The sequence below is a fragment of the Lysinibacillus sp. NPDC093190 genome (genome assembly GCF_050280425.1).
Classification (GTDB): domain Bacteria; phylum Bacillota; class Bacilli; order Bacillales_A; family Planococcaceae; genus Lysinibacillus.
Window position 1 is genome coordinate 40,380 of record NZ_JBNNVG010000015.1, and the last position, 14,290, is coordinate 54,669.

General features: G+C 37.3%; 15 protein-coding genes. 13 read left to right on the forward strand and 2 right to left on the reverse strand.

The features are described 5' to 3' along the window. The first annotated feature begins 122 nt into the window (after positions 1 to 122). The 4 genes from ACQKOF_RS13190 (at position 123) to ACQKOF_RS13205 (ending at position 3,080) form a co-directional block, all read left to right on the forward strand. Entirely contained in the window at positions 123 to 326 is a 204-nt protein-coding gene (locus ACQKOF_RS13190; protein ID WP_049663636.1) for a PLDc N-terminal domain-containing protein, read from the forward strand. Then, positions 323 to 1,216, forward strand: a complete 894-nt coding sequence (locus ACQKOF_RS13195) for an ATP-binding cassette domain-containing protein (RefSeq protein WP_427557627.1) — start codon at positions 323 to 325, stop codon at positions 1,214 to 1,216. Before ACQKOF_RS13190 ends, ACQKOF_RS13195 begins: the two co-directional genes overlap by 4 nt. Further along, positions 1,213 to 1,995 carry an ABC transporter permease gene (locus ACQKOF_RS13200; protein WP_427557629.1) on the forward strand — a complete coding sequence of 261 codons (783 nt, stop codon included), beginning with the start codon at positions 1,213 to 1,215 and terminating at the stop codon, positions 1,993 to 1,995. Before ACQKOF_RS13195 ends, ACQKOF_RS13200 begins: the two co-directional genes overlap by 4 nt. Positions 1,996 to 2,375: 380 nt before the next feature. Further along, positions 2,376 to 3,080, forward strand: coding sequence for a CBS domain-containing protein (locus tag ACQKOF_RS13205; RefSeq protein WP_427557632.1), 705 nt, complete (start codon positions 2,376 to 2,378; stop codon positions 3,078 to 3,080). 18 nt (positions 3,081 to 3,098) lie between these two features. Here ACQKOF_RS13205 and ACQKOF_RS13210 read toward each other — a convergent pair whose 3' ends face one another. Further along, positions 3,099 to 3,824 (reverse strand): DUF421 domain-containing protein, encoded by a 726-nt coding sequence (locus ACQKOF_RS13210; RefSeq protein ID WP_427557634.1) that lies wholly within the window; start codon positions 3,822 to 3,824, stop codon positions 3,099 to 3,101. Between the two features lie 119 nt (positions 3,825 to 3,943). Here ACQKOF_RS13210 and ACQKOF_RS13215 point away from each other — a divergent pair, with 119 nt between their 5' ends. After that, positions 3,944 to 5,149, forward strand: coding sequence for an MFS transporter (locus ACQKOF_RS13215; RefSeq protein ID WP_427557637.1), 1,206 nt, complete (start codon positions 3,944 to 3,946; stop codon positions 5,147 to 5,149). A 358-nt stretch (positions 5,150 to 5,507) separates the two neighbouring features. Here ACQKOF_RS13215 and ACQKOF_RS13220 read toward each other — a convergent pair whose 3' ends face one another. Continuing rightward, positions 5,508 to 6,194, reverse strand: a complete 687-nt coding sequence (locus tag ACQKOF_RS13220; RefSeq protein WP_427557640.1) for a histidine kinase — start codon at positions 6,192 to 6,194, stop codon at positions 5,508 to 5,510. A 1,096-nt stretch (positions 6,195 to 7,290) separates the two neighbouring features. Between ACQKOF_RS13220 and ACQKOF_RS13225 the strand changes: the two genes are divergently transcribed. The 8 genes from ACQKOF_RS13225 (at position 7,291) to ACQKOF_RS13260 (ending at position 14,253) form a co-directional block, all read left to right on the forward strand. Further along, positions 7,291 to 9,705: a Na+/H+ antiporter subunit A gene (locus ACQKOF_RS13225; RefSeq protein WP_427557643.1), complete on the forward strand. Its 2,415-nt coding sequence runs from the start codon at positions 7,291 to 7,293 to the stop codon at positions 9,703 to 9,705. Beyond that, on the forward strand, positions 9,692 to 10,114 hold the full coding sequence (locus ACQKOF_RS13230) for a Na(+)/H(+) antiporter subunit B (protein WP_349661496.1): 423 nt from the start codon (positions 9,692 to 9,694) through the stop codon (positions 10,112 to 10,114). The genes ACQKOF_RS13225 and ACQKOF_RS13230 overlap by 14 nt, the downstream gene beginning before the upstream one ends. Positions 10,115 to 10,117: 3 nt before the next feature. Then, positions 10,118 to 10,456: a Na(+)/H(+) antiporter subunit C gene (locus tag ACQKOF_RS13235; RefSeq protein WP_387085367.1), complete on the forward strand. Its 339-nt coding sequence runs from the start codon at positions 10,118 to 10,120 to the stop codon at positions 10,454 to 10,456. Beyond that, positions 10,449 to 11,954 carry a Na+/H+ antiporter subunit D gene (locus ACQKOF_RS13240; RefSeq protein WP_427557646.1) on the forward strand — a complete coding sequence of 502 codons (1,506 nt, stop codon included), beginning with the start codon at positions 10,449 to 10,451 and terminating at the stop codon, positions 11,952 to 11,954. Before ACQKOF_RS13235 ends, ACQKOF_RS13240 begins: the two co-directional genes overlap by 8 nt. Next, the gene (locus ACQKOF_RS13245; RefSeq protein WP_427557648.1) at positions 11,954 to 12,436 is read left to right on the forward strand and encodes a Na+/H+ antiporter subunit E; all 483 of its coding nucleotides are present in this window, start codon (positions 11,954 to 11,956) and stop codon (positions 12,434 to 12,436) included. The genes ACQKOF_RS13240 and ACQKOF_RS13245 overlap by 1 nt, the downstream gene beginning before the upstream one ends. Continuing rightward, entirely contained in the window at positions 12,436 to 12,720 is a 285-nt protein-coding gene (locus tag ACQKOF_RS13250; RefSeq protein ID WP_079562764.1) for a Na(+)/H(+) antiporter subunit F1, read from the forward strand. The genes ACQKOF_RS13245 and ACQKOF_RS13250 overlap by 1 nt, the downstream gene beginning before the upstream one ends. Continuing rightward, the gene (locus ACQKOF_RS13255; protein WP_400728706.1) at positions 12,698 to 13,057 is read left to right on the forward strand and encodes a Na+/H+ antiporter subunit G; all 360 of its coding nucleotides are present in this window, start codon (positions 12,698 to 12,700) and stop codon (positions 13,055 to 13,057) included. The genes ACQKOF_RS13250 and ACQKOF_RS13255 overlap by 23 nt, the downstream gene beginning before the upstream one ends. A 398-nt stretch (positions 13,058 to 13,455) precedes the next feature. Continuing rightward, positions 13,456 to 14,253, forward strand: a complete 798-nt coding sequence (locus ACQKOF_RS13260) for a transporter substrate-binding domain-containing protein (RefSeq protein ID WP_427557652.1) — start codon at positions 13,456 to 13,458, stop codon at positions 14,251 to 14,253. Positions 14,254 to 14,290: the final 37 nt, after the last annotated feature.

A 14,290-nucleotide genomic window follows, 5' to 3' on the forward strand; every position in this document is an offset into this window, starting at 1 on the left:
TTAAAATGGTTGAATAACACACCTATTAGCAATCATTTTTAAGCAGATACATTAAAATTGTGCTATACATATTAGAACAGTTTTTGTTATAGTAATAATATAACAAAGATGAGGTGATCTGTATGATGGAGGAGTTAGCGAAAGTCCCTTGGGCAGTCATAGCACCGCTAATTGTGGTTCAATTTATTTTAATGATTGTAGCTCTAGTCGACTTGCGTAAAATCCATGCCACTAATGGGCCTAAGATATTATGGGTGTTTCTTATTATTTTTACTAGTTATCTCGGATCGATTGCGTACTTTATAGTTGGGAGAAAACAATCATGACGATATTACTTCAGGTAACAGGACTGACAAAGCAATTTGCAGAAAAAGTAGTTGTGGATGGAATCGAGTTCACATTAGAAAAAAACACATCGACAGCTTTAATTGGACCTAATGGCGCTGGTAAAACAACGACATTATCAATGCTAACAGGCTTATTAAAACCGACCTCTGGAAGTGTAAAAATGCTGGAGGGTGATGTAAGAGCCAACATTGGTTTCTTGCCACAATATCCGCAATTCCATCCTTGGCTAAGTGCGGTAGAGTTTACTGAAATGGCGGCAAAGTTAAATGGTGTACCTGCAAAAAAAGCAAAGTTAGAAGCACAAAAAACACTTGAGTTTGTAGGTCTAGGTAATGTTTTAAATAAGAAAATTTCTACTTTTTCTGGTGGCATGCGGCAACGACTAGGTATTTCCCAAGCAATTGTGCATAAGCCGAAATTGCTCTTATTAGATGAACCTGTATCTGCTTTGGATCCGGTTGGTCGTAGGGAAGTTCTTGATTTATTGAAGGGCTTACAACAAGAAACAACTATTTTATATTCGACACATATTTTAAATGATGCCGAAGAGATGACAGATCAATTATTGTTTTTACGTGATGGAAAGCTAGTAGAACAGGGGACATTACGTGAAGTTCGACAACGTTTCGATGAACCAAATTATGTTGTAGAGTTTGGCACTGAAAAAGAGGCACAACTTTTTGCCAGTCAATCTGAACTTATAGGAGAAGCTAAGGGCAGTCATGTATATATAGAAATTATTGATGAAAAGCCGAGTATGCAGGAGCTGATTCAACATTTAAGCAGTTGTCCTTATAAAATACGAAAATTGGAGCGACAAACAGCATCACTTGAAGAGATTTTCATGAAGGTGGCGAGAAAAATATGAGAGGATTTAATGTGCTTCTGCAAAAGGAATTCAGAGAAGCTTGGCGAAGCTGGAAGTTTTTATGGATACCTCTTGTATTTGCTTTGCTCGGTATGAGCAATCCACTAACAAACTATTATATGATGGATATTTTAAATGCTGCTGGTAACGTACCAGAAGGCTTTGAAATGTTGATGCCGGAATTAATGCCAGTTGACCTATTACAAGCTTCCATTGGGCAATTTCAAACGATAGGTTTACTCGTATTGATGGCTACTTTCGTAGGTGCTATTAGTAAAGAAAGAGCAAGTGGGATGGCTACTTTATTGTATGTCCGTCCTATATCGTTCGGCGCTTATTTTATAAGTAAATTTATCGTCGTGAGTACTGTTGGCTTTATTAGCATTTTAGCTGGTTTTGCTGCGAGCATATATTATACGGTCGTGCTTTATGGGACATTTGAGATTGGGCCACTTGTGGCAAGTCTTATCACGTATTTTTCTTGGCTACTCTTTGTGATAGCAGTGACATTAATGATGAGCGCGACGTTTAAAACAGTGATCGCAACAACATGTGCATTCGCTGTCATATTTATTGGACAAATATTGGATTCTTTAGTGGGGGCATTTTGGACAATATCTCCGTGGAAATTACCGGTATATGGTGTTCAATTAATTAGGGGCACAATGGAGATGTCGGATTATTGGTGGAGTCTATCTCTTACATTAGTTGTCTCGATAATTTGTGTGTGTATAGGAATTTTGACAATGAAGAAAAATGCATCGATGACGAAAATTTAAAGGAAATGTACCCTGCCAATAGAAAACTATAGTGTACTTAGCCACTTAGTTAAAGTAAGAATTTCATGTCTGTTGAAGTGCTATTCGTACACATAAGTAACTTTATTTTTTAATGGTTAATCATATTTAAGAGCATCAACCTGGTAGATTCCTAGCGAGTTGATGTTTTTTTTATCTAAACTAATTACTTATACCTTGCGTTCTTCTTTTGTTTTTCATTCGATTTTTTTTGGTCAACATTCAAATAGAAGAGGGAGAACTAAGAATAATAAGAACTGTTCTTGGAATATCCATAACTTAGGAATATAATGTAGCTATAACTCAGGATTTGTCGAATAACTCGGAAAATATAAAAATATAAGTAGGAGGATGTGGATAAATTGGCTACGGAAAATTCCGATCGCTTTCTCATAGCATTTAATCGGATAGATCACAGGTTAAGAGATATTGTTGGTGCAAAGGACTTTATGCCTTTTTATCGTTTGATCGATCAAGCTAAGAAGAAGGATGTACTAGTTCGTAAATACGAAGACGACTTGCGCTCTTATGCAGATTTACGAAATGCCATTGTTCATCATCGCACGTCGTTAGAATATGTCATTGCTGAACCACATATAGACGTGGTGGAAAGAATTGAATATATAGATGCAACACTTGCTAAGCCAACACTCGTTGGTCAAATGTTTCATAAAAAAGTACTAGTTTTTCAGGAAAGAGATTCACTGAAACATGCTTTAAAAGTTATACGTCATCGTAAATTTACACAGTTTCCTGTATACCATAAAGATCAATTTAAAGGGCTTGTGACGACAGTAGGAATTACAAACTGGTTAGCTACGATGATGGGAGGCGATCAAATACCTAAGGAGATTCCGACCTTACATGATATATTAATGCATGAAAAGAATAGAGTGAATTATAAATTTGTGAGTAGATACATAACGATATATGAAGCAGAAGATATTTTTAAACAAGGCGTAGAGCGGGGACGCCGCTTTGAAGCTTTATTAATAACGGAGCATGGGAAACCCCATCAAAAACTAATCGGCATTGTTACACCATTAGATATTGTAAAAATAGATTAAGCAAGACGAGACAAGCTGCTAGGAGCTTGATCGTCTTGCTTTATCCTTCATGCTTATATAGAGGGAGCCGTTTGCTTGAACCTGAGCAAAATAAACATCTTCTACGGATTGGACGTTTTGTTTTTTCAGCTTTTTCATAAGCCAATCTTCAGTTAATTCAAGTTCAACTAAGTTTTCATAAATAACCTTCCCATCTGAAGCTACTTCTGTTGGTATATAGGTTGGTGGTGTAACATCGGCCTTTACATCTTGTTTTGTAGCTGGTTGTTCAGCAGGCTTTGGTAGCACACTTAGTTTACCTGTAGTTTCAAGTAACGCATATTGTACATCTTGTACAGAGAATACGGCTTGTTCCCTTAGCATCATCGCTAATTCATCCATATGCAAACGATTCTTCTTTAAGGCAGACTCTAAAATAATTCCATTTTGAATAAGGATTGTCGGCTTGTCATCTACAATCACACGGGCTTTTTTAGATTTAATGGTTATGATGGTCATTATATATGTTAAGATACTCCACCAAATAAGGGCAATAAGTCCATCTAAAAACGGTGTTTCAGCCTGTGCTGCAATTTCAGAAGCAATGGAACCAAATGTGATACCTGTTGTATAGTGGAAGAATGTAAGTTGTCCAAGCTGTTTTTTCCCTAGTAATCGGGTTACGATGAGTAACGCAAAGAAGGAAAGGGTTGACCTAAGTATCATTTCCCAAAAATCAGCTTTAAAAAATTCGTCTATATTCATACATAAATCAACTCCCTTAAAACTGCTATTTTCAATGAATAGCTTGTGCAAAAAGATCAATAGTATGCAACGATCTCTTATAAATGGAAATTGAATAAAATTGGAAAGTAGGTGGCGACATGAATAAGAAAATAGAGAATTTTAACAATCCAGTCTATCCAATAATGATTGCAATAGCTGTTGCCCATCTTATCAATGATACGATGCAGGCTGTTATTCCAGCGATGTTCCCGATATTGAAGAGTGATTTAGGGTTAACTTTCACACAAATAGGTCTTATTTCGTTCGCATTAAATATGTTTGCTTCTGCTTTGCAGCCTGTTATTGGTTTTGCTAGCGATAAAAAGCCGATGCCTTACGCTCTACCGATTGGTATGATAAGTTCATTCATAGGCATTGCTATTATAGCGTTTACATCACAATATTGGATAATTATTATTGCAGTATTATTTTTAGGGTTTGGCTCAGCTATTTTCCATCCTGAAGGTTCACGTGTTTCATTCATGGCGGCAGGCTCAAAAAGAGGACTTGCTCAATCGATTTATCAGGTTGGCGGTAACTCTGGGCAAGCACTCGCACCACTAATTAGTGCTTATATTTTTGCTTTGCTTGGACAACGTGGTGCCGCGATTGTCTTAGTAGTGGCAGCAATAGGTATTGTTATATTGAGCAAAATTGCAGTGTGGTATAAAAAGCAGTTGGAGCAAGAACGTGTGGCAAAGAAAAAACGAGTGTTGGTTTCTAACTTGCCTCCATTAACAAAGAAACAAGTAGGCATTGCGTTGACGTTACTATTTACTATTATTTTTGCGAGATCATTTTATACAACTAATATTACAAGTTTTTATGTATTTTATTTAATGGATCATTATGGTGTTAGTCTTCGCCTTGGACAAATTTTAATTTTCACCTTTATGGCATTTGGCGTCGTTGGCACATTTTTCGGAGGTTCATTATCAGATCGAATTGGTAGAAAAAACGTTATTTTACTGTCCGTTGTTGTACCGATGCCATTTTGTTTAGCGTTGCCTTATGTACCGTTATGGGCAGCAATGATATTTTTAGTAATTATCGGTACACTCATTATGATTAGCTTCTCGGTAACAGTTGTCTACGCACAAGAGCTTGTTCCGACAAAAATTGGGACAATGGCTGGTTTAACAACTGGTTTTGCTTTCGGAATGGGTGCAATAGGTGCGATGGTAATTGGTGTATTAATGGATCATAGGGGTATTGATTTTACGATGATGGTCGTATCTTTACTACCAGTATTATTACTAGTAGCATTTTTCTTACCTAAGGATAAACCGGCTTCAGCGGTGTAACGCTTAGGTAAGAGTGAAAGATAAAAACGCTACTCCTAATTGCATAAAGCTGTATGGTGATTTTTTGCGAGGAACATCGAAACAGTTTGTTTTCCTCCTAGGTGAGGCTTGTCTTGGGAGAATAATTTAGGTTGGATCTTTTTAGTATTTTAATCGAAGTTATTATACTATTTTGGTTTAGCTTGCTATTCATACCAATGATGAGGAACTGTTGATTTTTCACGGAGAGTGGCGACTCCTGCGGAAAGCGCCAACTCTGAGTGAAAATCAACTTTTGATTAACGCTACACTTTAATTTATATTCATTATTTTATCGATAAGCTAAAACGCGTTCTCCAGTTAGGGGAACGTGTTTTTATTATTGACGTAATGGTGATAAAAATTCAGTCGGAAGTTTTTCCTTATCTAGTACATAGCCCTCTGATACGTGAACTTCATGCATTTTATCATTGTAAGTGAATTTAAAAATGCCATTATCAAAGTCAGTTCCAATTTCTTTGAAAAATATACCTTCGATTGATACATATTTGGGACAGGTAAATGCTACTTTTAAATCTTCATGTTCTTGGATTAAATAAGCACGCACACCTTTTTCATATGTATCGTTCGCTTCGTCGTCAGTTGGACGTTGGACAGCTACGATATGAAAATCAACAAAAGGAACCTCTTTTAATAAAACGTTTAGGAAGGAACCCTTTGTAATCTCTTCCCAGCGACTTTGTGCGCTTTGGCCTACGATGATTTGAGAAATTCCGTAATCTTTTGCTACTTCTGCAATAACCTTTTGTATTGGGCGCTTTTCATTATCTTGTAATATGAATTTTTCAATTTCAAGCTCATCAGATAACTTTTTCCATTGCTCGATGTAGCTAGATTTCTCTGCATCAAAGGCATCAAGGGGTTGCGAATCGACTGAAAGAATATATAATGGACAATCTAACATTGTAGCCATTTTATGACCACGTCGTATTAATCGCTCACCGTTAAGCCCATAGTAGACACAAACTAATATACTTTCGTCTAAACGCCCTTTTACATGCTTCATAAAAATTAACACCTCTTATCTTGTCGTTATTTTGTCAATTTCACTGTCGGTTTCGAAAAAATTATCCTAAAACAGTTAAAATCGATACTGATACAGTGCATTATGCTCATTTATATTGTATACTAAAAAACGTATAAAAGTTAATGATAATATATTGGGAAAACCTTGAGGAAACTGGGTTGTCTCTATACTTTACAGTTATTTGATTCATGCATTTCGTGCATCTAAACCAATTTGCTTCTATATGCCACACTATTATGCAGTTTGTTAAAAAGATAGTCAAGTGACTTGGTACGCCATAGTGACAGGAATAGTGTGTACATTTTTCTCTTCAAAAGTCATGCCATTTTCTAAAGGCTTTAAGGAAATACGCTATTGGTTATTCAGGCTTCCCAAGATATGAAGCTTATAGCCTGAAAAGTTCCCCTGGTTTTATGCAGTACTATCACCCATAAAATATGCGCTGAATGTTGAAATGAACTAGATTTGTCCTTATTTATTATTGTCTATTACTTCAACACATACCACTTACTTTTCAATTCAAGGAGTACACACTTTATACGTGATAAAAATCAAATTTCAAGAGAATTTCTGATATGTTAGTTAGCTTTATTCATCCAATATCTGCCGTCTCCTTTTGGATGGCAAGAAGCATAAAGGCTTTAGTATTTTTCAGTGAGTTATATCAATTGTGCCTCGGCATAATTGCGTCCGGAATCGGCTTTATGCTTAGGCCTGCAGATGATTTTTGTGCGAAAGCGCAGTGCTAACGTAGCGGCAGCAACAGATGTTTTTTGCGCGAAAGCGTAGCGGCAGCGGCACCGATGCAGGTCAGTTAGCCGTTATCGCATGAATGCGATGATTTTAGGCTAACATCCTTTATTAACTCCCTTCCGATTTCCGTGACACCCGCTGAAAGAAGTTAAACGCTCTCGAGCAATTGTTATAGATTTTTGTGCGTGAAGCAAAGTATAAAACAGTAGTAACTTCAGTAGATTTGGGAATACTTTATTATTGGTTATTTCTCATATATACAGTTTTTCGCACCATCTCAACCAGCAGTTGCTGAACGAAATTGTTAGTAGGAGGTTTTCACTTGGTTACAGTTCTCTTTGCGATTCTTTTACCAATTGTCTGTGCTGCACTTATTCCACTACTTTATAGGCGACTAAGGCGTGTTGCACATCTTGGCTGGTTTGTTTTATCCGTTCCATTCATCTTGTTTCTTTTACTTGCGCGCTATATTCCTCAAATTGCCGAGGGTAAAACGTTTATTCATACATATGAGTGGATTCCCTCTTTTAATATAAATTTCACAACTTATCTCGACGGACTCAGTATGATTTTTGGCTTGCTGATTACGGGTGTAGGTAGCTTAGTCATTTTATATTCTATTTTTTATTTATCAACGAAAGAATCTCTTCATCATTTTTACTGCTATTTATTACTTTTCATGGGCGCTATGCTTGGCGTCGTCTTTTCAGATAATTTAATGGTATTATACACATTTTGGGAACTAACAAGTGTATCTTCATTCCTGTTAATTGCATTTTGGCATCATCGAAAATCATCTCGTGCTGGTGCAAGAAAAGCTATGACAATTACCGTTTTTGGTGGCCTTTCCATGTTAGCAGGCTTTTTGATGCTCTATGTAGCTTCGGGTACTTTTAGTATTCGTGAAATCGTAGCCAATGTAGGTGTTATACGAGATCATACACTGTTCATCCCAGCGTTAATCCTTATTCTAATCGGTGCATTTACAAAATCTGCACAGTTTCCTTTTCATATTTGGTTGCCAGATGCGATGGAGGCGCCAACACCTGTCAGTGCTTACTTACACTCGGCAACAATGGTAAAGGCCGGTATATATTTAGTTGCGCGTTTTTCCCCAGTATTTGGAGGAGAGGCTGTTTGGTTCTGGCTAGTAAGTGTGATTGGCCTTGTAACGTTGTTCTGGGGTTCATTTAATGCTGTACGTCAGACCGATTTAAAGGCGTTATTAGCTTTTTCAACGATTAGTCAGCTCGGTTTGATTATGAGTTTATTTGGGCTAGGATCAGTAGGTCATTATTACGGTTATGCTGAAAATAGCGTTCTTTATACGCAGGCAAGCTTTGCAGCATTGTTTCATCTTATTAATCACTCCACGTTTAAAGGTGCACTATTCATGATGGTTGGTATTGTCGATCATGAGGCGGGCACACGCGATATTCGCCGTCTTGGGGGATTAATGGCCTTAATGCCGGTAACTTTCACAATTGCAGTCATTGGCGGATTTTCTATGGCCGGTTTACCTCCATTTAATGGCTTCTTAAGTAAAGAAATGTTTTTCGCCGCGGTACTAGCTATTCGCGATGTAGAGGCCTTTTCAATAACTGATTTGGGACTGCTCTTTCCAATAGTGGCATGGGTGGCAAGTATCTTTACATTTGTTTACTGTTTGATTTTAATCAGTCGAACGTTTTTCGGAAAACTACAGCTTGATAAGTTGGATAAAAAACCGCATGAAGCTCCGTTAGGTATGCTACTTTCGCCAATCATTCTATGCGTCTTTGTAGTTGGAATTTTCTTCTTTCCAAACGTGCTAGGGCATTATATTTTAGAGCCTGCTATGGCAAGTATTTATCCAACATTCCCATCAACTAGTGAATTAACACCACATATTCATGCTTGGCATGGCATTAATGCAGAATTGTTAATGACTATTGGTGTAATTATTATAGGGATCATCTTATTTAAAACGTTAAAAAGTTGGAAGCCTTTGTATCGGATATTCCCGCAAAGATATACGTTTAATACGTATTACAATCGTATGATTGAGTTCAGTGAATATAGTTCTGCAAAGCTTACTAATCGTTATATGACAGGTAATTTAACACATTATTTTGTCTATATCTATGTATTTTTTATTGCTCTTATTGCAGGATATTTTATTTGGTCGGATGCTACTGCATTTAATTTTGCGAAGGATTCCACAATAGAGTCCTATGAGCTCATTTTAGTGTTTGTAATGATGTTTGCCGCAGTATGGATGATTTTCGCTAAAGGACGCGTAACAGCCATGTTATTGAATGGCGTTCTGGGCTATTCAATCGCATTTTTCTTTGTTATTTTCCGTGCTCCTGATTTAGCATTAACCCAATTAGTCGTTGAATCTGTGACAACTGCATTATTCCTTCTATGCTTTAAATATTTACCGGATTTAATGCCTGAAGCCTCTCGCAAAAAAACGCAATGGTCTAAGGTGATTATATCCATTTTCGTTGGCGCCACAGTTACATTAATAGGCTTAGCGGTTGTCCATTTCGATCGCTTTGAGCCAGTTGCTACTTACTTCAATGATTCCTACGAATTAGCGGGTGGTTCAAATATTGTCAACACAATATTAGGTGATTTCCGTGCATTTGATACGATGCTGGAAGTTGTCGTTCTTCTGATTGCGGGCTTAGGAGTGTATACATTAACGAAGCTAAAGCCACGAAAGGAGGAAACGGATCATGAAAATAAATGACGTCATTTTACGTACTGTCACTAAGACGGTCGTCTTCATTATTTTAACCCTAGGTATTTATCTATTCTTTGCAGGGCATCATGCTCCTGGTGGAGGTTTTATAGGTGGTCTCGTACTGGCCTCTGGAATTGTTCTACTGTATTTAGCATATGACATTGAAACAGTGCATAAAGGGATGCCATTTGATTTTAAAAAAGTGGCAGCGCTTGGCGTATTACTAGCTACAGGCACAGCAATCGGCTCACTATTTTTTGATGTTCCGTTTTTAACGCAGACACATAGTTATATAAATGTACCGATATTCGGGAAAATGGGCTTTTCGACTGTAACAATTTTCGAGGCAGGTGTGGCTTTAACGGTAGTAGGTGTTGTGGTCACAATTATTTTAAGTATAAGTGAGGATGAGTAGCCAATGGAGTCTTTAATACTAGTGTTAGTTGGTGTATTAGTAGCTGTTGCGACATACTTAATCCTCTCGAAACAGTTATTACGTGTGATTTTAGGAACTGCGGTCTTATCGCATGCAGCACATTTACTGATTTTAACGATGGGTGGACTGAAAAAGGGGGATGTACCACTTTTAGAAGAATCAGAAGGTCCTTACACAGATGCTCTGCCGCAAGCATTAATTTTAACTGCAATTGTGATTAGCTTTGCGGTAACGGCGTTCGTGCTTGTTCTCGGTTACCGAGCCTATAAAACGAACGGTTCGGCGAATTTTGATGAAATGAGAGGTACGCCGGATGAGTAATATGATTGTTTTACCATTAATTGTGCCGGTTATTACGGCGATTTTACTTGTGTTTTTACGTGAAAATGTTTTTTTACAGCGCATCATTAGTTTATTGACATTAAGCTTTGTTGTCCTTATTAGTGTCATTTTATTACAAGAGATTCAGAAACAAGGTGTGATGCGTATTGATTTTAGTGGCTGGGCACCACCATTTGGCATTTTATTTGTTGCTGATTCATTCGCCATGCTCCTTGTATTAGTAGCGAATATTGTGGCAGCCATTTGTTTGTTATATGCCATTTTTACAATCGGTAAGCGCTTTGAGAAGATGTATTTTTACCCGTTTGTCCTACTTATGATAGCGGGAGTTAACGGCTCGTTTCTAACGGGGGATATTTTTAACTTGTTTGTGTGCTTTGAGGTTATGTTACTTGCTTCTTACGCACTCATTAGTTTAGGTGGCGATAAAGTTCAACTGCGCGAGGCGTTAAAATATGTGCTGATCAATATTGTTGCATCTTGGATTTTCCTAGTGGCATTAGCTTTTTTATATGGAACCGTTGGAACGTTGAATATGGCACATATTTCTGTCCGTGTTATGGAGGCAGGAGCTAACCCACTTATAACGACTGTGGGTCTTATTTTCTTAATTGTCTTTAGCTTGAAGGCTGGCCTATTGTTATTCTTCTGGCTTCCAGGCTCATACAGCGTACCTCCAACAGCTATAGGTGCACTTTTTGCAGCATTATTAACGAAGGTTGGAATTTATGCGCTCGTCCGTACCTTTACATTACTTTTCCCAAATAATACTGAAGTGACTCATATGGTGCTAGGAATTATGGCGGGACTTACGATTATTGCTGGATGTATGGGAGCACTGGCAGGGCGAGATGTAAGAACAATTGCCGCTTATAACGTCCTGATTGGTGTTGGCTTTATAGTAGCTGGTCTAGCGATTGGTACGGAGTCTGCTTTACAGGGCGTAACATACTATTTGATGCATGATATGGTAGCTAAGGCTATGCTGTTTTTAGCAGTTGGCATGATGATGTATGTTACTGGCGAAACGGTTATTGATAAAATGAGTGGGCTTATTCGAAATTACCCTCTATTTGGCTGGTTATTCTTTATTGTCATGTGTTCCCTTGCTGGGATACCACCATTAAGTGGCTTTTTAGGCAAGGTTTTAATTGGACAAGGAGCTATTGAGGGAGGAAATTTTGTTCTACTAGGGCTAGGGTTTTTATCTAGTTTAATTGTTTTGTATTCACTATTACGAATTTTTCTTTCCTCTTTCTTTGGGGAAACGATTATTAGTCTAGAGGATGAAAAGCCGTTACCAAAGCGTATGGTCTTACCATTAACATTGTTGGCAGCTTGTACAATTGCTTTAGGAATTGGAGCTGAATGGATGGCTCCGTATGTAACAGATGCAGCAAAAACACTCTACACGCCATCAATCTATATTGATGCAGTGCTAGATGGCACAACATGGCAATGTGAGGTGAATAAATAATGGCGATGCAATTTATCTTAAATTTATTTATCGCAGCACTTTGGCTATTGTTACAGGATGAAGTTATACCGCAGTTTTCGACATTTTTAATGGGGTTTATCGTCGGAATAGGGATTTTATATGCTATGCATCGCTTTTACGGCACACAATTTTATTTACGACGTGTGTTTTCAATCATTAAGTTATTATGGCTCTTTAATTGGGAGCTACTATTATCGAGTTACAGCGTATTAAGACAAATTACTACTCCGAAGCTCACTATTACTCCTGGAATATTTACGTATAAAACAGCGCTTAAAGGAGATTGGGAAATAACAGCTCTTGCGTTGTTGCTCACTCTGACTCCAGGTTCAGTCGTGATGGAAGTTTCTGAAGAAGGAGATCTGTTTTATATTCATGCAATGGATATTGAACAATCGAAAGAAGCTGTCATTCGTTCAATAGGGAAATTTGAACAAGCGATCATGGAGGTGACACGTTAATGATTGATAAAATTTTACTTTTGGCTCTTGCATTATTCAGTGTATCGATTGCGTTGTCGCTATTTCGTGTGATTCGAGGTCCTTCATTGCCTGACCGTGCTATTGCACTTGATACAATAGGTGTTAATCTACTTTCAGCAATCGCTATCGTCTCAATTATATTGAAAACAAAGGCGTATTTAGAAGCCATTTTAATATTAGGTATTTTAGCTTTTATCGGCACGATTGCATTTACGAAATATATTGAAAGAGGTGTGATTGTTGAACGTAAATCAAATGATTGAATGGGCGGCAGTTATACTTATATTGATTGGCTCCATTGTAAGTGTTATTAGCGCATTTGGGATGATTCGTTTACCTGACGTATACACACGCTCACATGCTGCAACAAAAAGTTCGACATTGTCGGTCTTAACATGTCTATTAGGCGCATTTATTTACTTTTGGGTACATGATGGATATGTGAGTGTACGTTTAATTTTAGGAATTATCTTCGTTTTTGTAACAGCTCCTGTAGCAGGACATTTAATATGTCGTGCAGCGTATCGCTCTCGCGTACCTTTAGCAGAAGGGTCTGGGGAGGATGAGTTAAAGGAAAAACTATTTGCAGATGAAAAATAAGTGACTGACCTCCATGTTTGGGGGTCTTTGTTGAATAAAACTGCTTAAACATGTTCATAATCAAAAGTTTGGGATTGCATTTGACGCCATGTATAAGTTGATTGGAGTGGAGGCTGGACGCCTCCAGGAAAGCGCCCAGCCGGAACGGAAATCAACCATACGTTATGGTGATGAGCTTATTGTTTATAGGGGAATCTAAGTAGATTGATTTGTCGAAAAATTATGTTTATAATGTTTTGTCTAAAAATTTTCAATTTAGCTTGATTATTATTTCAAAAGAGTATATCTTATTAGCAGATAGATTTTTATTCTCTAAAGTGAATAAATATCCATTCAAGTATTTTCAAGAACTTAAATTTTCATAGACAAAAAACATAAATAAAAGGAGATCATTGAATATGAAGAATAAATTTTTCATGCTAATGCTTGTTCTAGTAATTGGTGTACTAGCGGCATGTGGCGCAAAAGATGATAAGGCGAGCGATAAAAATTCAAATGCTGGCGAAGGCACAGAACAAAAGCAAGTATTAAAAGTAGGTACTTCATCTGATTATGCACCATTTGAGTATGTTGACGCTGCAAAGGGTGAAGATATTATTGGTTTTGATATTGATTTAATTAAATTAGTTGGTGAAAAAATTGGGGCAGAAGTGCAGGTTCAAGATATTGACTTCAATAGTCTAGTGCCAGCTCTACAAGCAGGTAAAGTGGATATTGTTATTTCTGGTATGTCACCTAATGAAGAACGTGAACAAGTTGTAGATTTCTCTGATAAATATAATCAAACAGAGCAAGTGTTTATCGTGAAAAAGGATAGTGGAATTAAAAAAGAATCTGATTTAGCGGGTAAAAAAATTGGTGTTCAAAACGCTTCTATCCAAGAAACTTTAGGTAATAAAATTGCAAAAGAAGTAGATGCAAGCGTTGAAGGACGTACACGAATTCCAGAAATTATTCAAGACATGATGTCTAAGCGTTTAGATGCCGGGATTGTAGAAAGTGGTGTAGCAAAAGGTTATCTTGATACGAACGATAAACTAGATGCCTTCCCAGTTAAAGAGCAACCTGAAGACTTTAAAGCAATCGCTGTTCAAAAAGGCAGCGATCTTAAAGATAAAATTAACAAAGCATTAAAAGAATTAGCTGATGAAGGTAAAATTAAAGAGCTAGAAGATAAATGGTTAAAAGTTAAATAAGTAAGTTGAAACTGCGATAGCTCTATTTCGAGCTATC